This is a genomic window from Mesorhizobium sp. B1-1-6 (assembly GCF_006443035.1).
Lineage (GTDB): Bacteria > Pseudomonadota > Alphaproteobacteria > Rhizobiales > Rhizobiaceae > Mesorhizobium.
In genome coordinates this window covers 36,155-58,083 of record NZ_VFWR01000021.1, presented here as the reverse complement: position 1 = coordinate 58,083, position 21,929 = coordinate 36,155, and the positions used below count along the sequence as shown (strand labels likewise).

The 21,929-nt window shown below is 63.4% G+C and carries 27 protein-coding genes; 9 read left to right on the top strand and 18 right to left on the bottom strand.

Annotated elements, in window-relative coordinates; all coding sequences use genetic code 11:
- The first annotated feature begins 47 nt into the window (after positions 1-47).
- The 3 genes from FJ979_RS29570 to FJ979_RS29560 are packed head-to-tail and all read left to right on the top strand — an operon-like array spanning position 48 to position 1,201.
- Positions 48-302: a type II toxin-antitoxin system HicA family toxin gene (locus FJ979_RS29570; RefSeq protein ID WP_140558881.1), complete on the top strand. Its 255-nt coding sequence runs from the start codon at positions 48-50 to the stop codon at positions 300-302.
- A complete protein-coding gene (locus FJ979_RS29565) occupies positions 299-640 on the top strand; it encodes a type II toxin-antitoxin system HicB family antitoxin (RefSeq protein ID WP_140494354.1) in 342 nt (113 codons plus the stop codon). The genes FJ979_RS29570 and FJ979_RS29565 overlap by 4 nt, the downstream gene beginning before the upstream one ends.
- A gap of 51 nt (positions 641-691) precedes the next feature.
- A complete protein-coding gene (locus tag FJ979_RS29560; protein WP_140515478.1) occupies positions 692-1,201 on the top strand; it encodes a histidine phosphatase family protein in 510 nt (169 codons plus the stop codon).
- A gap of 47 nt (positions 1,202-1,248) precedes the next feature.
- Here the strand turns inward: FJ979_RS29560 and FJ979_RS29555 are convergent, their stop codons facing one another.
- The 6 genes from FJ979_RS29555 to FJ979_RS32730 form a co-directional block, all read right to left on the bottom strand.
- Positions 1,249-1,488 carry a DUF680 domain-containing protein gene (locus FJ979_RS29555; RefSeq protein ID WP_140584470.1) on the bottom strand — a complete coding sequence of 80 codons (240 nt, stop codon included), beginning with the start codon at positions 1,486-1,488 and terminating at the stop codon, positions 1,249-1,251.
- Between the two features lie 190 nt (positions 1,489-1,678).
- A complete protein-coding gene (locus FJ979_RS29550; protein ID WP_140494359.1) occupies positions 1,679-1,906 on the bottom strand; it encodes a DUF680 domain-containing protein in 228 nt (75 codons plus the stop codon).
- A gap of 39 nt (positions 1,907-1,945) precedes the next feature.
- A complete protein-coding gene (locus FJ979_RS29545) occupies positions 1,946-2,149 on the bottom strand; it encodes a DUF680 domain-containing protein (RefSeq protein WP_140515477.1) in 204 nt (67 codons plus the stop codon).
- 505 nt (positions 2,150-2,654) lie between these two features.
- Positions 2,655-3,428 (bottom strand): 4-hydroxy-tetrahydrodipicolinate reductase, encoded by a 774-nt coding sequence (gene dapB, locus FJ979_RS29540; RefSeq protein WP_140584469.1) that lies wholly within the window; start codon positions 3,426-3,428, stop codon positions 2,655-2,657.
- An 8-nt stretch (positions 3,429-3,436) separates the two neighbouring features.
- On the bottom strand, positions 3,437-5,530 hold the full coding sequence (locus tag FJ979_RS29535; RefSeq protein WP_140584468.1) for an ATP-dependent helicase: 2,094 nt from the start codon (positions 5,528-5,530) through the stop codon (positions 3,437-3,439).
- Between the two features lie 69 nt (positions 5,531-5,599).
- Positions 5,600-5,773, bottom strand: a complete 174-nt coding sequence (locus FJ979_RS32730) for a hypothetical protein (RefSeq protein ID WP_181168495.1) — start codon at positions 5,771-5,773, stop codon at positions 5,600-5,602.
- A gap of 110 nt (positions 5,774-5,883) precedes the next feature.
- Between FJ979_RS32730 and FJ979_RS32725 the strand changes: the two genes are divergently transcribed.
- Positions 5,884-6,024 (top strand): hypothetical protein, encoded by a 141-nt coding sequence (locus tag FJ979_RS32725; protein WP_181165131.1) that lies wholly within the window; start codon positions 5,884-5,886, stop codon positions 6,022-6,024.
- 213 nt (positions 6,025-6,237) lie between these two features.
- Here FJ979_RS32725 and FJ979_RS29530 read toward each other — a convergent pair whose 3' ends face one another.
- The 3 genes from FJ979_RS29530 to FJ979_RS29520 are packed head-to-tail and all read right to left on the bottom strand — an operon-like array spanning position 6,238 to position 9,845.
- Positions 6,238-7,395: a M20 aminoacylase family protein gene (locus FJ979_RS29530; RefSeq protein WP_140584467.1), complete on the bottom strand. Its 1,158-nt coding sequence runs from the start codon at positions 7,393-7,395 to the stop codon at positions 6,238-6,240.
- An 18-nt stretch (positions 7,396-7,413) separates the two neighbouring features.
- The gene (locus tag FJ979_RS29525; protein WP_140584466.1) at positions 7,414-8,640 is read right to left on the bottom strand and encodes a Zn-dependent hydrolase; all 1,227 of its coding nucleotides are present in this window, start codon (positions 8,638-8,640) and stop codon (positions 7,414-7,416) included.
- A complete protein-coding gene (locus FJ979_RS29520) occupies positions 8,637-9,845 on the bottom strand; it encodes a diaminopropionate ammonia-lyase (protein WP_140584465.1) in 1,209 nt (402 codons plus the stop codon). Before FJ979_RS29520 ends, FJ979_RS29525 begins: the two co-directional genes overlap by 4 nt.
- 96 nt (positions 9,846-9,941) lie before the next feature.
- On the opposite strand from FJ979_RS29520, the gene FJ979_RS29515 reads away from it, so the two are divergent.
- Both FJ979_RS29515 and FJ979_RS29510 read left to right on the top strand, forming a co-directional pair.
- A complete protein-coding gene (locus tag FJ979_RS29515) occupies positions 9,942-10,427 on the top strand; it encodes an Lrp/AsnC family transcriptional regulator (protein WP_181165174.1) in 486 nt (161 codons plus the stop codon).
- A gap of 69 nt (positions 10,428-10,496) precedes the next feature.
- The gene (locus FJ979_RS29510) at positions 10,497-11,639 is read left to right on the top strand and encodes an NAD(P)/FAD-dependent oxidoreductase (protein WP_140584464.1); all 1,143 of its coding nucleotides are present in this window, start codon (positions 10,497-10,499) and stop codon (positions 11,637-11,639) included.
- Positions 11,640-11,650: 11 nt separating this feature from the next.
- On the opposite strand, the gene FJ979_RS29505 is transcribed toward FJ979_RS29510, so the two are convergent.
- The 4 genes from FJ979_RS29505 to FJ979_RS29490 form a co-directional block, all read right to left on the bottom strand.
- Positions 11,651-13,759 carry a molybdopterin oxidoreductase family protein gene (locus tag FJ979_RS29505; protein WP_140584463.1) on the bottom strand — a complete coding sequence of 703 codons (2,109 nt, stop codon included), beginning with the start codon at positions 13,757-13,759 and terminating at the stop codon, positions 11,651-11,653.
- Between the two features lie 155 nt (positions 13,760-13,914).
- The gene (locus tag FJ979_RS29500; protein ID WP_140494379.1) at positions 13,915-15,792 is read right to left on the bottom strand and encodes an ABC-F family ATP-binding cassette domain-containing protein; all 1,878 of its coding nucleotides are present in this window, start codon (positions 15,790-15,792) and stop codon (positions 13,915-13,917) included.
- 136 nt (positions 15,793-15,928) lie between these two features.
- Positions 15,929-16,378: a MucR family transcriptional regulator gene (locus FJ979_RS29495; protein WP_140494381.1), complete on the bottom strand. Its 450-nt coding sequence runs from the start codon at positions 16,376-16,378 to the stop codon at positions 15,929-15,931.
- 320 nt (positions 16,379-16,698) lie between these two features.
- The gene (locus FJ979_RS29490) at positions 16,699-17,211 is read right to left on the bottom strand and encodes a DinB family protein (RefSeq protein ID WP_140494383.1); all 513 of its coding nucleotides are present in this window, start codon (positions 17,209-17,211) and stop codon (positions 16,699-16,701) included.
- 65 nt (positions 17,212-17,276) lie between these two features.
- Between FJ979_RS29490 and FJ979_RS29485 the strand changes: the two genes are divergently transcribed.
- Complete coding sequence (locus FJ979_RS29485) at positions 17,277-17,969, top strand: glutathione S-transferase family protein (RefSeq protein WP_140584462.1); 693 nt, start codon at positions 17,277-17,279, stop codon at positions 17,967-17,969.
- A 64-nt stretch (positions 17,970-18,033) separates the two neighbouring features.
- Here the strand turns inward: FJ979_RS29485 and FJ979_RS29480 are convergent, their stop codons facing one another.
- Positions 18,034-18,282 (bottom strand): DUF2934 domain-containing protein, encoded by a 249-nt coding sequence (locus FJ979_RS29480; protein WP_224620106.1) that lies wholly within the window; start codon positions 18,280-18,282, stop codon positions 18,034-18,036.
- Between the two features lie 240 nt (positions 18,283-18,522).
- On the opposite strand from FJ979_RS29480, the gene ndk reads away from it, so the two are divergent.
- Together ndk and FJ979_RS29470 are read left to right on the top strand one after the other, a co-directional pair.
- Positions 18,523-18,945, top strand: a complete 423-nt coding sequence (gene ndk / locus FJ979_RS29475) for a nucleoside-diphosphate kinase (RefSeq protein WP_010915217.1) — start codon at positions 18,523-18,525, stop codon at positions 18,943-18,945.
- Between the two features lie 131 nt (positions 18,946-19,076).
- The gene (locus FJ979_RS29470; RefSeq protein WP_140520628.1) at positions 19,077-19,685 is read left to right on the top strand and encodes a class I SAM-dependent methyltransferase; all 609 of its coding nucleotides are present in this window, start codon (positions 19,077-19,079) and stop codon (positions 19,683-19,685) included.
- 26 nt (positions 19,686-19,711) lie between these two features.
- Here the strand turns inward: FJ979_RS29470 and FJ979_RS29465 are convergent, their stop codons facing one another.
- The 4 genes from FJ979_RS29465 to pgsA form a co-directional block, all read right to left on the bottom strand.
- The gene (locus FJ979_RS29465) at positions 19,712-20,479 is read right to left on the bottom strand and encodes a YbaY family lipoprotein (RefSeq protein ID WP_246679386.1); all 768 of its coding nucleotides are present in this window, start codon (positions 20,477-20,479) and stop codon (positions 19,712-19,714) included.
- Between the two features lie 85 nt (positions 20,480-20,564).
- Complete coding sequence (locus FJ979_RS29460) at positions 20,565-21,047, bottom strand: molybdenum cofactor biosynthesis protein MoaE (RefSeq protein ID WP_140494394.1); 483 nt, start codon at positions 21,045-21,047, stop codon at positions 20,565-20,567.
- 1 nt (position 21,048) lies between these two features.
- Positions 21,049-21,303, bottom strand: a complete 255-nt coding sequence (gene moaD / locus FJ979_RS29455) for a molybdopterin converting factor subunit 1 (protein ID WP_140520631.1) — start codon at positions 21,301-21,303, stop codon at positions 21,049-21,051.
- Between the two features lies 1 nt (position 21,304).
- Entirely contained in the window at positions 21,305-21,901 is a 597-nt protein-coding gene (gene pgsA, locus FJ979_RS29450; protein WP_140494400.1) for a CDP-diacylglycerol--glycerol-3-phosphate 3-phosphatidyltransferase, read from the bottom strand.
- Positions 21,902-21,929 lie beyond the last annotated feature (28 nt).

Genomic DNA, 21,929 nt, shown 5'->3' with positions numbered 1-21,929 from the left:
CATAATTTGATTGCAAACTTTGGCGCACTCGCCTATCTCATGCTTGCATGAACAGCAAGCATAGACGCGTGCTCAAGGCGATATTCACCGATCCAGTTTCGGGCAGTATCGAATGGATTGCCGTCGAAACCTTGCTGGTCGCCGTTGGTTGCCAGGTGATCGAAGGAAGCGGCTCACGCGTGCGTTTTGTCTTTAAGAGCGAAGTCGAGACGTTCCACCGGCCACACCCTTCAAAGGAAGCAAAGCGATATCAAGTACGGGATGCTCGCCAATTCTTGTCGAGGATCGGAGTGAAGCCATGAATGCGATGACCTACAAGGGCTATTCGGCCCGTGTTGATTATGATGACGATGACGAGATTTTCTTCGGCCGTATTGCCGGTATTCGAGACGGCGTATCCTTCCATTCAGAAACTGTCGCGGGGCTAAAAGCCGCCTTCCATGAAGCCGTGGACGACTATGTCGAAACTTGCGCGAAAATCGGTAAGTCGCCGCAAAGACCTTATTCCGGCAATCTCATGTTGCGCGTTGACCCCTCGGTTCATTCAAAAGTCGCAATGGCAGCGGAACTCGCAGGCAAGAGCCTGAACCAGTGGGGAGAAGAAGTCTTGCGCGAGGCCGCCGAAAAGCAAATTGCCTGAACCAGCAGCTGTCCTGCCTCCATCTGCATCCGCCATTCGACCGGGAGTATCGTGAAACAGTTGTTTGTGCTGCGCCACGCCAAGTCGAGTTGGGACGATCCCAACCTCCCCGATTTCGACCGGCCGCTCGCCGAACGCGGATTGAAGGCGGCCCAATTGATAGGGCGCGAACTCGCGACGCGCGGGTGGCTGCCGGACCAGGCGCTGGTATCGCCGGCGCTGCGCACCCGTGAGACCTGGCGGCTGGTGGACGCGGAGTTGCCAGCGCATCCACGAGTCGCGTTCTCCGAGGCGCTTTATGAAGCCTCAGCGACGGATATTCTGAGCCAGATTCGTCAAGCCGATCCGTCGAACGACAGCTTGCTGGTCGTCGGCCACAATCCCGGTCTGCAATATCTGGCGAAACAGCTTGCCGGGCCAGGGTCAGAGGCCAAGGCGCGCAGGAGGCTCGAAGGAAAATTTCCAACGGCAGCCTTTGCGCGCCTCGTTTTCCAGGGCGACTGGTCCAACCTGTCGTCCGCGCGGCTGACGCATTGCCTGCGTCTGAAGGATCTGCGCTAGAAATCCAGGGTTGAGCGGGCAACCAGGGCCACTGCGCGCCCGGGCCGCTAGTTGCCCCAGATGCCCTGGCCGGGTTCGGGCCAGTCGGTAGTGGGCTTCGTCTTGGCATCGCCTGTCTCGTGGCCGGCCATGCCCGTATCCTTGAGCGCGCCGGTGACAAGGTGGTCCACGCCCCCCATCGGGGCGACGGGCTGGTTGGCATTGTCGGAGCCATAATGGTCGCTGCCGGCAAAGGCGCTGCCGGTCGCAACGAGGATGGCGGCGGTGGCGAGGGCGATCTTGTTCATTTCAATCTCCTGGATTCATCCGTTAGGCGGCGTCTTGGGAGGACGGTTCCGCTAAGGACAAGACCCCAGGCACTCCTGTTTTATTCCTGGGCTCGGATTGTTTTCTGCCGAGCTTGGAGGATTGGTCATGCGCAAAAAACAAGAGCGGCGGGCCAGGCCCACCGCTCTTTGTGGTCGAAGACTTACAGAATCAACGGCCCCAGATGCCCTGGCCAGACTGAGCCGGCACGTTGGCATTCGCGTCGCCCTGCGCCTTTATGGACTTGGTGATCGAGCCGGTATGCGTGGTGTCGATGTTGGAGGTCGACTGGTTGGCAACCGGCTGGTTGACATTGTTGGAACCATAATTGTCGCTGCCGGCAAAGGCGCTGCCCGTGGCAATGAGAATGGCGGCGGCGGTAAGAGCGATCTTGGTCATTTCTTTACTCCTGAGTTCAAGTTGGTTCGGCAGTCGCGATTAGCGGCCGAAAAGGTTGCGGTCGGCGCCCTGCGAAGCCGGGGCCTGGACGGTTCCGTTCGTCTTCGAGGTCGAAGCGGTGACGGAATGGTCGACAGCGGCGGCGGGCTGATTGGCGTTGGCCGAACCATAATTGTCGCTGCCGGCGAAAGCGGTGCCCGTGGCAACTAGGATGGCGGCGGCGGTAAGAGCGATCTTGGTCATTTTGGTTACTCCAGTATGTTTGTTCTGTCCGTCTAGTGGCGTGCCCTTGGGAGGATTTCGCGTCGCTCGGACCACCCCGAGATGGGTCTGCGGTGTTGTCGTTTCCAGTCACGAAAATGTGCCAAAAAAGCTGTGGGACGGCCCTTGAAATTGAAACGACATCGCTGGCTGCCACAATTTTATCTTGTTGAACCAACGGTTTATTGAGAAAACTCCATTGAGCCCACCCGTTTGCGCAGAGCGTACGTTCACCGTTTGATGTACGGTCCGTCAACATAAATCGAACCGAACGGTTCGGTCTTATCTACGTAAGGCCCGCGCAAGTGGCCGCATCCGGGCGTTTGCTTTGCGGCTGGGTCGACATTGTCGCTTGCAAACGGGCTGAAGGACGCGCCAAGAGGCGCGCCGCATTCTCTACGCGGAGGCTTCGCCTCCGGTCGCGGCGGGCGCAAGCTTTCAGTCATTTTGCCGACTGGAGAAATGGAAAGCGGCGGGTTCTGGCCCGTCAAGAAGCGCCAAAGCCAAGGACGTCGCGCATACCGTATTGACCGGGCGGTCGCCCGGCCACCCAGAGGGCTGCGGCGATGGCGCCACGGGCGAACATGACGCGGTCCTCGGCCGCATGCGACAGGGTGACGATCTCGCCCCCGGTGCAGAAGCTGACGCTGTGCTCGCCGACGATGCTGCCGCCGCGCAGCATCGCGAAGCCGATCTCGCCGGCAGGCCGCGCAGCAGTGGCACCATCGCGAACACGCCTCGCCATCGCATTGAGTTCGACGCCGCGTCCGTCGGCAATGGCTTGGCCGAGCATCAGGGCGGTGCCCGATGGCGCATCGATCTTGTGGCGGTGATGCGCCTCTAAAATCTCTGCATCCCAGTCCGCGGGACCGAGCGCTCTCGCCGCCTGCTCGACCAATCCGACCAGCATGTTGAGCCCAAGCGAAAAGCTCCCGGAGCGTACGATGACAACGGTTTTCGCGGCATCGGCGATGGCTGCCAATTCAGCGTCATCGAAACCGGTCGAGCCAATGACCATGGCAGGCCCGCGACGGCCGGCGCAGGCTCTCGCCAGATCGGCCGATGCCGCCGGCGTGGTGAAATCGACGACCACATCGGCCAGGCCGAGCGCCTCGTCGCGACTGACCAGGCCATCGCCGACGACGCCCGGTCGATGAAAGCGGGCAGTAAGCGCCAGCCGCGAGTCGGCCTGCACGGCGTCCGCCATCTGGCGCCCCATGCGGCCGAGCGCACCGGCAATTGCGATCCTGACTGGCGCCATCGCCGCGACTATTTCCACATGCCGCGCATGCGCGCGCCAATGTCGACGCGTATCTCCGGCCGGGGCGCCCTGCCCGGTGCTGCTTGCGCGCCCGGCCATACCGTCTGTTCGAATGCCGCTAGGAGGGAAGCCGGGATGAAGCGCGTGCGCGAGGCATAGACATGACGGTCGCCGCGCGCCGCCTGGCCATGCGGAAAGAAGCGCTGCGGCATGACCAGGTTGAGGCTGTCCTTGGCCCTTGTCATCGCCACGTAAAGCAGCCGGCGCTCCTCCTCGATATCTTCCCTGGTACCAACACCGAGATCGGCCGGAATGCAGCCATCGACAGTGTTGAGCACAAACACGTTCTTCCACTCCTGGCCCTTGGCCGAGTGGATGGTCGACAGGATCAAATAATCCTCGTCGCGGTGCGGCGGCCCGGCCTGGTCGCTGGTCGCGTCCGGCGGATCGAGCGTCAGCTCGGTCAGGAACCGTTCGCGCGAAGCGTAGCCGGATCCGATCTGCTCGAGCTGCAGAAGGTCGGCCCGGCGCGTGGTTGCGTCCTCGTGGATGCGCTCGAGATGCGGCTCGTACCAGAGCCTGACCTGTTCGAGATCGGCCGGCCATTTGGCGCCGGCACGCAGGCCGGAGTAGAGCGAGACGAAGCCCGGCCAGTCATCCGCCGCGCGCTGCGGCGGCCGCCAGCCGGCAAGGCCCATCGCCTCGTCAAGCGCCGATGTCATTGTCTCGACGGCCTGCCCGGCGGCCGAGGGGCCGATGCCCGGCAAAAGCTGCAGCACCCGAAATCCGGCGACGCGGTCGCGCGGGTTTTCGGCAAAGCGCAGCACCGCCAGCACATCCTTGACGTGAGCGGCATCGAGGAATTTCAGCCCACCGAACTTGACGAAGGGAATGTTGCGCCGCGTCAGCTCGATTTCCAGAGGCCCGCTGTGGTGCGAGGCGCGAAACAGCACCGCCTGCGATTTCAGTGCCGTGCCAGCCTCGCGCTCGGCCAGGATGACCTCGCAGACGAAATTGGCCTGTTCGACCTCGTCGCGTACAGTCACCAGCCTCGGCTTGGCGGCGGATTTGCGTTCCGACCACAGATTTTTGGTGAAGCGTTCCGAGGCCTCGCCGATCACCGCATTGGCGGCGGCCAAAATGGTTTCGGTCGAGCGGTAGTTGCGCTCCAGCATCACCACATCGGCGGCCTGCGCGAATTGGTTTGGGAAGTCCAGGATATTGCGCACCTCGGCGGCGCGGAACGAATAGATCGATTGCGCATCGTCGCCGACCACCGTCAGCCCGGCGCCATCGGGTTTGAGCGCCATGAGGATCGAGGCCTGCAGCCGGTTGGTATCCTGGTATTCGTCGACCAGCACATGGTCGAAGCGCCCGCCCAGATGCGTCGCTATCTCCGGTTCGGCCGTCATCTGCGCCCAGTAGAGCAGCAGGTCATCGTAATCGAGCACGTTCTGCGCCTGCTTGGCCTCGACATAGCCGGCGAACAGCTGCTTCAGCTGTTCGGCCCAGCCGGCGCACCACGGAAAGGCGGAGCCCAGCACCTCGCCGAGCGGCGCCTGCGCGTTGACGGCGCGCGAATAGATGGCAAGGCAGGTGCCCTTGGTGGGAAAGCGCGCTTCCGTCTTCGAGAAGCCGAGTTCGTGGCGCACTAGGTTCATCAGGTCGGCCGAATCCTCGCGATCGTGGATGGTGAACGCCGGATCGAGGCCGATCTCCTGCGCGTAATCGCGCAGGAGCCGTGCACCGATGCCATGGAAGGTGCCGGCCCAGGTCAGCGCGTCAGTGACGATCGAGGCGTCACGGCCGAGCACCTCGCCAGCGATGCGCTCGACGCGCCGGGCCATTTCGGAGGCGGCGCGACGTGAAAACGTCATCAGCAGGATGCGGCGCGGATCAGCGCCCTTGACGATGAGATGGGCTACGCGATGCGCCAGCGTGTTGGTCTTGCCCGAGCCGGCGCCGGCAATGACCAGCAGCGGTCCGGCGATCCTGCCGTCGCCATGCTCGACAGCCTGGCGTTGGGCATCGTTCAGCCTTGCGAGATAAGCAGGCTGGTCGGTCGGTTCCCGAAATGTCGAATCATGAGCGGCAAGGTTCATCGCCCATCAAGCATCGTTTCCGCTTTGTTCGCAACAAGGAAGCGGCGCGGCGAGCTCAAGGTCGACAGGTCAGCGTTCCGGATCGACACCCATCCCCGCCGACTGCCTGCGCAATGTCTCCCGATCATTCTTCGGGACTGGCAGCAACAGGGGATCGACGGTGTCGGGTACGTCCTCGATCAGCTTGCGCGCGAGGCGGTAAGTGACGAAGGCGATGGTGCAGGCCAAGAGCAGACGGATCATCCAGCAGTCCTCCTTTGCCTGATCCAACCGGAGACATGAGCTTTTGTTCCTCGGCTTGATCGTCGCAACCAAACGGAAGTCGTCTCGTTGTCAGACGAGAGGAGGTAGCGATGAAGAAGCTCTCCCTAGGCCTTCTGCTGATCGTTCTGGCCGTGTCGGCCTGCGACAACAACGTCCCGCCAACCAAGGCTCCGGCAGCGGAAAACCCGCACGCCGACGGCAATCCTGTAGCCGATAAGACCGGCAAATGAGTTGACATGCGTGCAGCAACGCCGCGGACCACGGCGGGACAGCACAAAGCACAGCCTGGAGAGGACGGCCGGCGCCGCTTGGGAGGTGCCTGATAGCGCCGGCCAGGCGGATATCAGGTCCGCCGCAATGTGGATGTTAGCTGAGTCTTGCCGTAGCGTCATGGGGATTCCACCCCTTTGGCTTCCCGCCAAATTCCGGAACGACCGCGCCGTTCATGCTCCCAATCGCCGTCTGACGACCGCGGCATGGAAATTCGTGCCGAACAGCAGGCCGTCATCGTTGAAGTCGTAGCTCGGATTGTGCAGCGGCGCCGTGTCGCCATTGCCGAGGAAGACAAAGCAACCGGGCACGTGAGCGAGGAAACGGGCAAAATCCTCAGAGCCGGTCATCGGCTCGCGGGCGACGGCGACGCCTTCGGGCAGGAACACGTTTCCGGCGGCTGCAAAGGCCTCGTCGACCAATTCGGCGTCGTTGTGCAGCGGCACGAATTCCCTGCTGTAGGCGACCTCGGCGGTGACGTTGTAGGCGGCGGCGGTGCCGGCGGCGATGGTGCGCATCTGCTTCTCGATCTCGGCGCTGACCTCGGGGCGAAAGCTGCGGGCGTCTCCCAGGATACGGGCAAGGCCGGGCAGCGCGTTGCGGGTGCCGTCGGTGATCAGCTCGGTTACCGAGACCACCGATATGTCGGCCGGGCTCAGCCGGCGCGAGACGATGGTTTGCAGATTGGTGACCAGCGCGCAAGCGGCGACCAGTGTCTCCCGGCCGTCCTGCGGCCCGGCAGCGTGGCCGCCGAGGCCTCTCAGAACGATCTCGAAGATATCCTCGGCCGACATCATCGGGCCGGGGCGGGTTTCGAAATGGCCAATCGGCAATCCGGGCAGATTGTGCAGGCCGAAAATCTCATCGAAGGGAAAGCGGCGCATCAACCCATCGTCGAGCATGGCCAGCGCGCCCCTGCCCCACTCCTCGGCCGGCTGAAAGATGAAGCGCACCGTGCCGTTGAACCCGCCCTCCCCGGCCAGCAGCTTCGCCGCGCCGAGCAGCATGGTGGTGTGGCCGTCATGGCCGCAGGCGTGCATGATTCCGGGATTTTGCGAGCCATAGGCCACAGCCGATTGCTCGGTGATGCGCAGGGCATCCATATCGGCCCTGAGCGCGATCGCCCTGTTGCCGCTGCCGCGCTTCAGCGTGCCGACGACGCCGGTGCCGCCGACGCCCTCGGTCACATCGTCGAGGCCGAATTCGCGCAGTTTGGCAGCGACGAAGGCCGCGGTGCGCTTTTCCTCGAGCCCGAATTCCGGATGGGCATGCAGATCGCGCCGCCAGCCGGTCATCTCCTGCTTCAAGGCATCGAGATCGATTTTGGCCATTTCTCCGCCCCTCTCAAACTAGGTTGCAAGTCGGGTGACGACATCGAGCAGAATGTTGGCGCCGGCGACGAGCTCGGTATCCTCGGTGTATTCGCGCGGATTATGGCTGATGCCGCCGGCGCTCGGCACGAAGATCATCGCGGCAGGTGCGATACGCGCCATCATCTGCGCATCATGGCCGGCGCCGGACGTCATGCGCTTCGAAACCAGCCCGCGACTGATGGCAGCGGCCTCGATCAGCTCCACGATGCGGCTGTCGAAGATCACCGGCTCGAAGCGCGCCAGCCGCTCGACCGAGATCGTCACGCCTTCGGCGGCGGCGAGTTCTTCGAGGTGAGCGGCGAGTGCTGCTTCCTCCGCCTGCAACCGGTGCTCGAAAGGATCGCGCAGGTCGATGGTGAAGACCGCTCGCGAGGGAATGACGTTGATGGCGTTGGGCTCGAAACGCATCGTGCCGACGGTGGCGACGGTCGGCGTGTTCGAAGCCTTGGCACGATCGTGCAGGAAGGCGACGACACGGGCGGCCGCATGGCCGGCGTCGCTGCGCATCGACATCGGCGTGGTGCCGGCATGGTTGGCGACCCCGTCGATGGTGATGCGCTGCCAGGAGATGCCTTGCAGGTTTTCCACCGCGCCGATCGGCACGCCTTCGCGCTCCAGCACCGGGCCCTGCTCGATATGCAGTTCGAGATAGGTATGCGGCTTGAGGAAGCCCGGCTGCTCGTCGCCGGCATAGCCGATGCTCGCCAGTTCCTGCCCGAGCACGCTGCCGTCCGTCCCCACGGCCGCCAGCGCCTCGTCGATCGCAACACCGCCGGCATGAACCAGCGAGCCCATCATGTCGGGGGAATAGCGCACGCCTTCCTCATTGGTGAAGGCGGCGACGGCCAACGGGCGCGACAGGACAAAGCCTGACGCCTTCAGTGTCTCGATTGCCTCCAGCCCGGCCAGCACGCCGTAACAGCCGTCATAAATGCCGGCATCTATGACCGTATCGATATGCGAGCCTATCAGGATCGGCGCCTGCCCGGCATTCCCAGGCGTCCGCCAGATGCCGAAGATATTGCCCATGCGGTCGATGGCGACTTCGAGCCCCGCCTCGCGCAACCAGCCGACGAAGCGGTCGCGGCCCTGCCGGTCGGCGTCCGAGGCGGCAAGCCGCACCAGCCGGCCCTCGCCGTCGCGGCCGATGGCGCCGAGGTCCCGAATACGGTCAAGCAGCCGCCGCGCGTCGACCGAGATCATGGCGTTGCTCCAGAAAGTACTTTGCCCGCAAGTACATCCGCGGCGGCCACGCCGACGAGTTCGGCATAACGCTTGGGATCGGTTGCACCTTCGGTGTTGACGACCAGCACCCGCGAGAGCCTGTCGAGGCCGAGTTCGCCCCTGTTGTCGGCCAGCGCCCGGACCAATCCGGCCAGGCCGACCCCGCCGCTTTCGCCGGCAACGATGGCCGGATCGCCGCCGGCCGGCCGCGCAAGCCTCCGCATCACGGCGACCGCATCCTCCTCGTCGACGGTCATGAACGCATCGGCGGCACGCGCCAGCACGCGCCAGGCGACAGGCGACGCCTCGTAGCATTCGAGCATTGCCATGACAGTCGCTTCGCCATGCGCGATCTTGACAGGATGGCCAGCCCTGGCGGCGCCCAGGATGCAAGCGGCACGTGCGGGCTCGACCACCGTGAAGACCGGCCTGGCATCGCCGAGCACGATGGCGAGATGGCCAGCCAGGGCGGCGGCAATGCCGCCGACCCCAGCCTGGACGAAGACATGGGTCGGCGGTTCGCCGAGCTGGCGCAGCGCCTCGCGCATGATCGCGGTGTAGCCTTGCATGACGAGGCCTGGAATGCGCTCATAGCCCGGCCACGACGTATCGGACACGACGGTCCAGCCCTTGTCCGTCGCGACGCGTGCGGCTTGCCTGACCGAATCATCGTAGTTGCCGTCGACGCGGATCATCTCGGCGCCGTAGCGGGCGATAGCCGTGATGCGCTCGTCGCTGACGCCGGCATGGACGAAGATCGTCGCCCTGGCCCCGACAAGCCGCGCGCCCTGTGCCACCGAGCGGCCGTGATTGCCGTCGGTCGCGCAAACCATCGTCATGGTGGCGGCGACCGCCCTGACATCGGGCTGATCGAGATCGGCGATGCCGAGCGGCCTGCCAAGCCGGCGGCCGGCTTCCTCCAGCACCAGATGAACGACGGCATAAGCGCCCCCAAGAGCCTTGAAGCTACCGAGGCCGAGGCGAAAACCCTCATCCTTGAGGTGGATGGCGCCAATGCCCAGTTCGGCGGCCAGCGCCGGCAGCGCATCCAGCGGCGTCTCCTGATGATTGGCGCGATGGGACAGGAAACGCTCGGCCGCGTCGGCCCCCGCAACCCCAAGCGTTTCGGCGTCGACCGGATCGAGTGGGCTGCCGTGCAAGGCATTGCGGTTGAGCAGGAACATCAAGGCCTCCTTGGCTGACAACGAGACTATATTGCAAGGCAGGCGCAAAAAGCGCTGTATTCAAGGCCCCGAAATGCAAGTTTGTTTCCTCAGGACATGCCATTGCCCGCGTTGCCAGCCTCGCTCGACAGTTTCGACCTCGCCATTCTCGCCGTGCTGCAGAAGGACAACACGACGCCGCAGCGACTGATCGGCGAGGCCGTGAACCTGTCGGCGCCGGCGGTGCAGCGCCGTATCAAGCGCATGCAACAGACCGGCGTCATCGCGGCCAATGTCGCGGTCATCGAACCGGCGGCGGTCGGCCAGCCCATCACCATCTTCGTCGAGGTCGAACTCGAAAGCGAACGCACCGAACTTATCGACGCGGCCAAGCGGCAATTCCTGGCGGCGCCGGAAGTCCAGCAGTGCTACTATGTGACAGGCGAGGCCGACTTCATCCTGGCCATCACGGTGGCCGACATGAGCGCCTATGAGGCGCTGACGCGGCGCCTGTTCTTCAACAGCAACAATGTCCGCAAATTCCGCACCTTCGTGGCCATGGACCGCGTCAAGGTCGGCCTGACGGTGCCGCTGCCGGGATGAGCGATCAGGTTGCATGTCTGGCATGCTTTCGCCATTCTCCGCATCGCGAATTAGCGGCGGGAGGCGCGCTTGCACGACACCACCCCGGTTGCGATCATCGGTGCCGGGCCGGCGGGCCTGGCCGTTGCCGCGTGCCTGCGGCAGGCCGGGGTCGACTTCATCTTGCTTGAAAAAGAGCAGCAGCCCGCTCCCGCCTGGCGGCGCCACTACGAGCGCGTCCACCTGCACACGACCAAGCGCTATTCATCCCTGCCCTTCGTGCCCTTCCCCAGGCATTATCCGCGCTATGTGCCACGTGATCTGTTCGTCGAATACCTCGATACCTATGCGCAACGCTTCGATCTGCGGCCCCGCTTTGGAGAAGCGGTGCGGGCGATCCGCCGGCAGGGCAGAAGCTGGGGCGTCGAAGCGACATCAGGCACCGTGCGCGCTTCGCATGTGGTGATTGCCTCGGGATACAATGCCGAGCCGCTGATGCCGGCATTCGCCGGCGCCGGCAGTTTCAAGGGCAAAAGTCTGCACAGCGCGGATTACCGCAACAACACGCCGTTTGCCGGCCAGTCGGTGCTGGTCATCGGCATGGGCAACACCGGCGCCGAGATCGCGCTCGACCTGGCGGAAGGCGGCGCGCATCCGACGATCTCCGTGCGCGGCGGCGTCCATATCGTGCCGCGCGAACTGCTCGGGGTGCCCATCCAGGTCGTCAGCATGGCGACGCGCCTGGGGCCGCGACGCGTCAATGACGCCGTCTTCCCTATCATCTTCGATCTGGTGTTGGGCAGGCTGGAGAAATATGGGCTCAAACGGCCCAAGCAGGGATTGCTGGAGCAGATATCCCTGGCGTCGCGCATCCCGGTGATCGATGTCGGCACCATCGGCAAGATCCGCGAAGGCGCGATCAAGGTCGCGCCCGACATTGCCGAGATATCAGAAGGCGGCGCCCGTTTCGTCGATGGTCGGCACAGCGACTTCGACGCGATCATCTTCGCCACCGGCTACCGCCCAGCCTATGCCAAATTCCTCCAGCCCGGCGTCGAGCCTGGCGCCAGCGGCGTCAATGCGCGCGCTTCGGAACTCGGTCTTTATCTCGTCGGCTTCCACAATTCGGTCACCGGCCTGCTGCGCGAAATCGGAATCGAAGCCCAGGCGATCGCCGACGACATTCGTCTCCGGCAGAACAGAAAAAGGACGGCCGAAACCCTGCCGGTATGAGCTGAGGCCGCTCAGCTTGCCTTGCGCAGCCACACCTTGTTGTCGTGGAATGCCGCGCCGCCATAGGGTGCGGGTGCATCGGCGCCAGTCAGCACGTTGATGCCCTCGCCGCGCTCATGCGCGCTGTTCGGCCAGATGCCTTCGGCGATCACCACGCCGCGCTTGATGCCGTCGAACAGCCTCGCATGCAGCACCACCTCGCCGCGCGCATTGCCGAGTTCGACACGATCGCCCTCTGCCAAACCGTGTGCGGCGGCATCGTCGGGATGCAAGAGCAATTCCGGCCGGCCTTCCTTGGCCTTCGACACCGGCGTTTCGGAAAAGGTCGAGTTGAGGAAGTTGCGTGCCGGCGACGTAGCCAGCCGGAACGGATGCGCCTCGTCGGCAACCTCGATCAGGTCGACATGATCAGGAAATTGCGGCAACTGCTCCACCGGGCCGAACAGGCCCATGCTTTTCGGCGGCCTATTGGGGGCGGCTTGTCCGGTCCAATCGGCGCGGAAGCGGAATTTGCCGTCCGCATGGCCGAAGCCCTTGGTGAAATGCGCGGTTTCGAAATCCGGCTGCAGGTCAACCCATTTCTGCTCCTTCAGGCTGGCAAAGCTGCCCAGCCCGCGCTTGCCCAGAATGATATCGATATGCTGCTGTTCGGTGAGACCGAAGCCCGGCCTGTCGGCGACGCCGAGGCGCTCAGCCAATTGCTCGATGACGAAATGGTTGGTGCGCGGCCCTTCCGGCGGCTCGATCAGTTTCGGGCCGAGCGTGATGTGCTGGTTGCCGCCGCCCTTGTAGATGTCGTCATGCTCGACGAACATCGTTGCCGGCAGCACGACGTCGGCGAGCTTGGCCGTGTCGGTCATGAACTGCTCGTGCACGCAGGTGAACAGATCCTCACGCAAGAAACCCTGCTTCACCAGTCGCTGCTCGGGCGCGACATTGGCCGGGTTGGTGTTCTGGATGAGCAGCGCCGTCACCGGCGGCCCGCCATAGAGCGCATCCGGCGCTCCCGTCAGCACCGGGCCGATGCGCGAATGATCGAGATAGCGGATCGAGGGATCGCGCATGCGCGTGCCCTCCAGCACCTCTTGGTTGAGCTTGAAGATGCCGGAATTGGAGTGGAAGGCGCCGCCGCCCTCATATTGCCAGGCGCCGGTGACGGCGGCGATGCAGGAGGCGGCATGCATGTTGACCGCGCCGTTGCGCTGGCGGGCAAAGCCGTAGCCGAGGCGGAAATAGGTTTTCCTGGTCATGCCGACGAGACGGGCAAAGTTCTCGATCTCGGCCACAGTCAGTCCAGTGATCGCGGCCGCCCATTCGGGTGAGCGCGTGCGCAGATGCGCTTCCAGACCTTTCGGGTCATCGGTGTATTTCTCGAGATAGGCGCGGTCGGCCAAGCCTTCCCTGAACAGCACATGCATGACCGCGCAAGCCAGCGCGCCATCGGTGCCAGGCTTCAGGACAAGGCCCATGTCGGCCTGCTTCATCGTGGCGTTCTCATAGACGTCGATGACCACGATCCTGGCACCGCGCTCCTTGCGTGCCTTGATGGCGTGGGTCATGACGTTGACTTGGGTCACCACGGCATTGGTGCCCCAGATCACCACGCAATCGGACTTGGCCATTTCGCGCGGGTCGGGACCGCGCAGCGCGCCCGCCCCCATCATCCAGCCGGTCCAGGCCAGGTTGGTGCAGATCGAGCCGAAGAAGCCCGAATATCTCTTCGCATGCCGCAGCCGCTCGATGCCGTCGCGCTGCACCAGCCCCATCGTGCCGGCATAGAAATAGGGCCAGACCGTCTCCGAGCCGTATTTTTCCTCGGCCGCGATGAACTTTTCGGCGACGAGGTCCAGCGCCGCCTCCCAACTTGTTTCCTGCCAGGCGCCCTCGCCCTTGGCGCCTTTGCGCACCAGCGGCTTCAGCAAGCGGTCGGGATGGTGGACGCGGTCGGCGTAACGAGCAACCTTGGCGCAGACGACGCCGGCCGTATAGTTGTTGGACTTGGCACCATGGACGCGGCCGATGCGGTTGCCGTCAAGCAACTCGACCTCGAGCGCGCAGGTCGACGGGCAATCATGCGGACAGGCCGAATGGCCGATGCGAAGGCTGGCGTGCTGGTTCATGGGGTTTGTTTAGCCGCTTTCGAACAAGGCGTGTAGGGCCAGATCTGACCGTCCCCTTGAAGGAGAGGGTCGGCGCGTAGCGCCGGGTGGGTTGTGGCGCAGACCCCCACCCCGCTCCGCTTCGCGGATCGACCCTCCCCACAAGGGGAGGGTAACTACTCCGCCGTGCCTTCCTCGTATTCGGCCGACATGGTCAGCCACTTTTCCTCGTGGCCGGCGAGCGTCTGGGCGAGTTGCGATCGCTCCTTCGCCAGCCTTGTCGCCGTCGACGGATCCTTTTCGTAGATCGCCGGGTTGGCCAGTTCGTCCTCGATGCCGTCGATGCGCTTGCGGATGCGGTCCATCAGCGCTTCCGTGGCGCGAATTTCCTTGGCCAGCGGCTCAAAGGCGGCGCGGCGCTGGGCCGCCTCGCGGCGGCGGTCGGCCTTCGAGGCTTTTTCCGCCTCGCGCCGCTCGCGCCGGTCGCCGGACACGCCTGTGACCAGCGTCTTGTAGTCTTCGAGGTCGCCGTCATAGGGGTTGACGGCGCCATCCTTGACCAACCACAGCCGGTCCGCCGTCGCTTCCAGGAGATGGCGGTCGTGCGAGATCAGGATGACGGCGCCGGGGAACTCATTCAGCGCATGGATCAAGGATTCGCGGCTGTCGATGTCGAGATGATTGGTCGGCTCGTCAAGGATGAACAGGTTCGGCCCCTCGAAGGCCGACAAACCCATCAACAGCCGCGCCTTCTCGCCGCCGGACAGGTCTTTCGCCGCCGTGTTCATCTTTTCGGTGGTGAGCCCAAACTGGGCGACACGGCCGCGCACTTTCGATTCCGGCGCTTCCGGCATCAGCCTGCGAACATGCTCATAGGCGTTTTCCTCAGGCCTGAGATCGTCGAGCTGGTGCTGTGCAAAGATCGCCACCTTCAGCCCGGGCGCCACGGTCATGGTGCCGGTCTCCTGCTTCAGGCGACCGGACAGAAGCTTGGCGAAGGTCGATTTGCCGTTGCCATTCGCGCCAAGCAGCGCGATTCGGTCGTCGGCATCGATGCGCAAGGTCATTTTCTTCAGAATCGGCTCACCGGGGGTATAGCCGACATTGACATTGTTCAGCGCGACGATCGGCGAGGCCACCGTCTTCACCGGCTCCGGGAAAGAAAATGGCCGCACCGTGTCGTTCACGATGGCCGTGATCGGCTTCATCTTTTCAAGCGCCTTGATGCGGGACTGAGCTTGTCTTGCCTTGGATGCCTTTGCGCGAAAACGCTCGACGAAGGATTCCATATGCTTGCGGGCGGCTTCCTGCTTGATGCGGCCCTTTTCCTGCTGTTCTTTCTGCTCGGTGTACTGGCGTTCGAACTGGTCGTAGCCGCCGCGCCAGAAGGTCAGCTTCTTCTGGTCGAGATGGACGATCGAGTTGACGGCGCGGTTAAGCAGGTCGCGATCGTGCGAGATCAGCAGCACCGTGTGCGGATATTTGGAAACATAGTTTTCGAGCCACAGCGTGCCTTCGAGATCGAGATAGTTGGTGGGCTCGTCGAGCAGCAGAAGATCGGGTTCGGAAAACAGCACGGCAGCGAGCGCCACGCGCATGCGCCAACCGCCGGAAAATGAGGAGGCCGGACGGCGCTGCGCGGCGTCGTCGAAGCCGAGACCGGCCAGGATGGTGGCGGCGCGCGACTCGGCCGAATGCGCGTCGATATCGGCCAGCCGCATATGGATGTCGGCAATACGGTGCGGATCGGTCGCCGTCTTTTCCTCCTCGAGCAGCGCCGTGCGCTCGAGGTCGGCCTTGAGCACGATCTCGATCAGCGGCTCCTCGGTTCCGGGCGCTTCTTGCGCCACCTGGCCGATCCGCGTGTTCTTCGGCAGGCTGATCGAGCCCGTCTCGGAAGGGAAATCGCCTGTTATGGCCTTGAACAGCGTGGTCTTGCCGGTACCGTTGCGGCCGACAAGTCCGGCCTTGGTGCCGGCCGGCAAGGTCAGCGAGGCATGGTCGAGAAGCAAGCGCCCCGCCATGCGCAGCGAGAGGTCGTTGATGATAAGCATGGCCGCGCTTTTGCACGGGAGACCGGCGCTTCGCAAGACCTTGCGGGCCGGTTGGCCACGCAAGGCATGAAAACGGCGCGCGCAATGGCGCCGTCAACATCGCAGCTCAGAGGCTTCCGGCTGCGGTCGGCCGCGCTCAGGCGCTGGCTTTGCCGCGCTTTGTCGCCTTGGCCACGGGGGCCGGCGCTGCCGGCTTGCGGCCAAGTCCCGTCGACTTCGCCAGCGCTGACCGTGTCGCTGAGTAGTTCGGAGCGACCATCGGATAGTCGGGCGGCAGGCCCCATTTGGTGCGATACTCATCCGGGCTCAGCCCATAGTCCGTCCTGAGGTGCCGCTTGAGCGACTTGAACTTCTTGCCGTCTTCCAGGCAGACGATGTAGTCGGGAAAAACCGACTTCTTCGGGTTCACCGCAGGAACCAGGCTTGGACTTTCCGCGACAACGGCACCTCCGAGCTTTCGCACCGAGGCACTGACGCTGGCAATCAGGTCAGGCAGGCCGGAAACCGGCAGCGGGTTGTTGCCGACATAGGCCGAGACAATGTCAGCGGTCAGCTCGATAACGGTCTTATCCTCGATATTTGACAAATCTTTCACCCTATTTGCGACAAAATCATCTACCCCAGAGAAGAATTTCGTCGATGCATTTATTTAACCGCGTCCCCCAAACGGACCAGCAAATCTCAAAACGAATCAAGACTTGCAGTCAAATATTTTTTAGGGAAATCGGCTCCGTGCAAACTAGAAAAGCTAATTTTTCGGGTCGGCAGACTTGGGCGGCCCGGTTGGAAGGCCAATATCTGTAAAACACGCGCCGTCGGTCATAACGCGCTCCAACGTCTTTCGGCCCTCAGTTCGCAGTTTCCGTGAAACGGTGAAAACTGCTCTATCGCAGCCGGCGGCCGAAATCAGGCGTATGCGCGCCCTTCCTCGGTGCGCTGGAAATGCGCCAGATCGAGCTGCACGGAAGGGCGGCCCAGAACCGTCAGGATCATATGGGCCTGGCCGCGGTGGTGGGTCTGGTGGTTGAAGACGTGGTCGAGCGCCGGAGCCAGCCGTTGCGAGACGGTGCGCATGTCCGATACCGTCATGTATATAAAGCGGCCCGACAGCGCCTTGTCGCTCAAACCGCCAACCCAGTCGACGATCCGCCGGTCCTCCGCCTCGCGCGCCATGCGCAGGCCCGGCAACGCCTGGTACAGTATGGCGTCCAGCGCCGTCGGCGCATCGCCCTCGCCGGTAAAGCGCTTCATCCAGATGCGATCGGCGGCCAGGAGATGGTTGAGCGTGCCCTTCATCGAGCCGAAGAAAGCGCCGACGTCGCGATTGAATTCCTCTTCGTCGAGATCGGCGGCGGCATCGTAGATGCGGCCATTGGCCCATTGATTATAGGCCGCAAACATCATGAAGTGCCGTTTCATCTTTTCTCCCGCCGGCCTGTGTCGAGGCGTTGCGGGATACCTAAACCGCAAGGAAGCCGCCGCCAATGACCATTCTGCTTTATGATCTCGTCGGACGCGACGCCACCCGCCCGTTCAGCCCGCATTGCTGGAAGGCGACGATGGCGCTGGCGCATAAGGGGCTGGAGATCAGCGCGGTGCCGACGCGTTTTCTCGAAGTGCCCCGCGTCGAGGGCGGCGCATCGAAACTCGTGCCGGTGATCCGCGACGGCGAGACGGTCGTCGCGGATTCCTTCGCCATCGCGCTTTATCTCGACGAAACCTATCCGGACCGGCCGTCGCTGTTTGGCGGCGAAGGCGGCAAGGCCATGGCGCGCTTCATCGAGCGCTGGTCGCAACTGACCATCCATCCCTATGTGACCACCGCCGCGATCATGGACCTTTATGCCATGCAGGATACGGAGAACGCCGCCTATTTCCGCCAGAGCCGGGAGGAGCGCCTGGGCAAGAGCCTGGAAGAGGTGATGGCCGCGCGGGACGCCGGGCTTGGCAATTTCAGGGCTTCGCTGGAGCCGCTGCGCTCGATGCTCGCCTATCAGCCATTCATAGGCGGAGATTCGCCCCTGTTTGCCGACTATATCGTGTTCGGCGCGCTGCAATGGGCACGCATCGCCTCGCCCTACCCATTGCTCGACGACCACGATGTCGTGGCGCAGTGGTTCGCCCGCTGCCTCGACCTGCATGGCGGGCTGGGTCGGACGGTTGCGGCGGCCGCGTGAAACCTTAGCGCCTGACCTTGCGGCAGGGCCAACGACGAGCCATCGGCTCCGCTATGGCCAGGTCTTATTTGGCCGCCTTTTTTGGCTTGCCGGGCTTGGCGGCGGTCTTGGCCTCTTTGGGCGCGGTTTTTGCCTTGCTGGCGACGGCCGCCTTTCTTGCTGGCTTCTTCACCGCGGATGACCCTGCGTCCTCCTGGTCGATGTCGGCCGTCGCCTGTTGCCAATGGCGCTCATGCTGTCCGGCCGGTTGCCCTTCTTCCTGCCAGATATGATGTGCGCGGCTGCGAATGCGCTCCTGGCGATCGTCTGTCATGGTCATGGTCTCCATCCGGGCCGACCTCAGCGCGGCGCCGACATGTGACTATAGCAAGCAAAGCCTAATATTGCAGCCGTCCGATCTCGGGCTGGCGGCATCGCCGATATCGGCCCGGCACGCAAACGCGCATGGCGTCGACTTCCCCTGTCGACACCTCTGTCGACTTCCTCTTGGCAATGGGCCGGCCGGCTTGTATAGAGCCCGCCACTCCCAATCCAACCAGACAAGGACGACCCAATGGCGCTCGAACGCACCTTTTCCATGATCAAGCCGGACGCAACGCGGCGCAATCTCACCGGCGCTATCACCAAGATGCTGGAAGATGCCGGTCTGCGCGTCATCGCTTCGCGCCGCGTTTGGATGAGCCGCCGTGAGGCGGAAGGTTTTTACGCCGTCCACAAGGATCGTCCGTTCTTCGGCGAGCTGGTGGAATTCATGTCGTCGGCGCCGACGATCGTGCAGGTGCTGGAAGGCGAGAACGCCATTGCCAGGAACCGTGAGGTGATGGGCGCCACCAACCCGGCCAACGCCGCCGAAGGCACCATCCGCAAGGTGCATGCGCTGTCGATCGGCGAGAATTCGGTGCACGGTTCGGACGCGCCGGAAACCGCCGCGCAGGAGATCAAGTACTGGTTCTCCGACACCGAGATCGTCGGCTGAGCCGACCCTGGCATTGTGACCGAAAAAGGCCGGCGGATTGCCGGCCTTTTTCATTGAAACGGATCGATCCGGCACTGCCGTTGAACCCTTGCCCGCGCTAAAGTCGGTCAGGCACAGGGAGCCGGCGAAGCATGACCAGCACCATTCCCGGCTTCTTCCAGGGCACCGAGATGCCATCGAGCGGCTGGTGGGAGGTGCTGTGGCCCGACCCCGGTGCCGTGCTTTCGTCAACGGGACTGAAGCCGGGCATGGAGGTGGCCGACCTCTGCTGTGGCGACGGCTGGTTTACGTTGCCCATCGCCAGGGTCGCCCGCCATGTCGTCGGCATCGATATCGATACCGACCTGCTCGACGTCACCCGTCGCCGGCTCAATGAAAACGGCACGAGGAATTTCGATCTCGTAGCGGGCGATGCCTATGAACTCGCGAGCCTGATATCCCGCCCCGTCGATTTCATCTTCATGGCAAACGCCTTCCACGGCGTGCCGGACCGGCCACGGCTGGCGCGAGCCGTTAGCGAAGCGCTCGTCCCTGCCGGACGCTTTGTTGTCGTCAACTGGCATCAGCAGCCGCGTGAACAAACCACGGTGCTCGGCGAGCCCCGCGGACCGAAGACCGAATTGAGGATATCGCCGGAACAGACCATCACGGCCGTCGAGGCGGCCGGCCTCAAATTCATCGAGCTGGTCGAGGTGCCGCCCTACCACTATGGCGCCGTGTTCGAAAAAATGAGCGGCTGACCTCCGCCGACAGCCCTTTCACGGCATCAGCTCGCGGCGCTGAAACGCAGGATTTCGCGGCCGTTCCCGTCGGCGATGGTCAACTTGCCGGCATCGACTTTATACGAAGCCGCCTTTGCCAGAGCCTCGAACAGCGCCTTTTCCTCCGCCATCACCTCGGGCGCGCAGGCCTTGTAGGTCGAGCCGATGTCGCGGATCGCGATCTTCTGGCCATCGAGGTTGGCGGTGGCAAAATAGCTGTTGCAGGGACCGTTGCCGTCGGCCTTGCCTGCTTCACTCACCCGGAATGTCGCTTGCGATGCGGTGATGGCTACGCCGTCGACATAATCGAGAAGCCAAAGCTGATCGAGAACGGAAGCAGTGGGCTCGGGACTTGGCGTCACCATCTTGAGCATGATTGTTTGCGGCGCATCGGTCAGCGGATCGACTTGATGGCGCTCATCCGAGATGAACAGGAGCCTGTCGCCGACGGTGATGCGGACCTGCAACGCATAGGTCATCCGCCGCTGGATCCGGGACGGATCGAATTTGACCGCAAAGCTGATCGGCACCTGGCCTGCCGGCGTCAGCTTCTGTTCGCCGACGATTTTGGCGGGCGCGTCGGCCAACGAGACATCGGCAAGCTGGACCGAGAGCACGGCATTGGGCGGCAAAGCGATGCGCTCGCGGTAGGTCACCTCGCCTTTCAGGGCTTTTTCGGCGGCCACGGAGAGTTCCGGCACGGCCAGTATACCGACGACCAGAGGCACGAAACCGAAGACGAAGAACTCCGCTATCCTGTCCAGCACGACCATCTCCCTTCCCCGGGCTGGCCACAGCCCAGGCTGACCAACAACGAATTGGCCAAAGGATTGCGGTCAATGCGTGGCTGATGCAAAATTATTCGGACGGTGGCCTTTTCCAGCGCCCTGCCGCCTGCTCGTCTTTCTCCTTGGCCTCGACCCAGCCGCCCTCGGAGCCGTCGGCATGATGCTCCTTTTTCCAGAAGGGAGCCTGCGACTTCAGATAATCCATGAGGAAATTCGCCGCCTCGAACGCGGCTTGCCGATGCACGGAGGCCGCCACCACCAGCACGATGTTCTCGCCTGGCCGGATCTTGCCATGACGGTGGATGGCGGTGATGCCCTGCAGCGGCCAGCGCTGAACCGCTTCGGCCGCGATGCGGGCGATTTCGGCCTCTGCCATACCCGGATAATGCTCGAGCTCAAGGGCCGAGAGCGTCCCCTGCTCGTCACGGCACAGGCCCGAGAAGGTGACCACAGCGCCGATGTCGGCGCGGCCTTGCGTCAGTCTGGCGATTTCGGCGGCGACGTCAAAATCTCGGCGCTGAACGCGCACGACAGGTACGACCGCGCCGGCCATCTCAGCCCCCGGTCATCGGCGGAAACAGCGCGATCTCGCGCGCGCCAGATATCTTTTCGCCGTGCTCGACATGTTCCTGGTTGATAGCGACGCGGATCACGTCGGGATATTGCAGCGCATGGTCGTATTCCTCGCCGCGCGACTTCAGCCAGCGCAAGAGGTCCGCGACCGTCTCGACGCCATGCGGCAAGTCCACGTCTTCGTCCGGCTTGCCGATTCGCTCCCGCACCCAGGCGAAGTAGATGAGCTTCGTCATCCTATTCGTCCATGATGTGCTTGAGGCCGGCGCGGAAGTAGTCATAGCCGGTGTAAAGCGTGACCAGGGCAGCGATCCACAACAGCACCAGGCCGGTCTGTGTGGTGAGCGGAAAAATCTTGTCGCCGGCCGGCCCGGCGAGCAGGAAGGCGATGGCGACCATCTGGATAGTGGTTTTCCATTTGGCAAGCTGCGTCACCGGCACGGAGACCTTGAGCGCGGCCAAATATTCGCGCAGGCCCGAAACCAGGATTTCGCGGCACAGGATGATGATCGCCGCCCACAGAGACCAGCCGGCAATGCCGGCATGGCGGTCGGTGTCGGCGGCAAGCAGCAGCAGGCATGTCGCGACCAGCAGCTTGTCGGCAATGGGGTCGAGCATCTTGCCGATGTTCGAGGTCTGCTTCCAGGCGCGGGCGAAATAGCCATCGAAATAGTCGGTGATGGACGCCAGCAGGAAAATGATCAGCGCCGACCAGCGGGCGAAGTCGCTCGACTTCAGATGTCCCTCGAGGAAAAAGCACAGCACCACCAGCGGCACCGCGATAATGCGGGCGTAGGTGAGGATGTTCGGAAGGTTGAACGCGCGCTGAGCCATATCCGGGGGAACTCTTTCTGCCTGCGTA